Below are 297 nucleotides of genomic sequence, written 5' to 3'. Positions count from 1 at the left end.
CAGGGCACCCCAGCAGAACCCGGTGCGCCTGTACGAGTCAGTGTTCGGCGCGACGGCCCGTGAAGTGCGGGACCGTCAATCGCGCAACGCCCATGTGTTCGACCCGATCCGGGCCGATATTGCAGCCCTCAGCGGGCGCGTGGCCGGGGCGCAGCGGGAAAAACTGGTGACGCATCTGGATGCGCTGGAGCAGGTCGCCAAAGATCTGGAAGGTGCGGTGCCTTCAGTATGTGAGCCCTTGGCGCTGGAAGATCACCCCATCAGTTCGGCGCAGTACCGCAATCAGGTTCAGGCCAG

The 297-nt window shown here is 64.6% G+C and carries 1 protein-coding gene; it reads left to right on the top strand.

Going from position 1 to position 297, the window contains the following annotated elements; all coding sequences use genetic code 11:
* Positions 1 to 297 (top strand): DUF1552 domain-containing protein (locus tag SB756_RS29205; RefSeq protein WP_410913025.1); only part of this gene is annotated, 297 nt, incomplete at both ends.

Source organism: Pseudomonas sp. SIMBA_068 (assembly GCF_046534705.1).
GTDB lineage: Bacteria > Pseudomonadota > Gammaproteobacteria > Pseudomonadales > Pseudomonadaceae > Aquipseudomonas > Aquipseudomonas putida.
The sequence above is the reverse complement of the archived record's forward strand: the minus strand, read 5'-3'. Positions and strand labels throughout refer to the sequence as shown.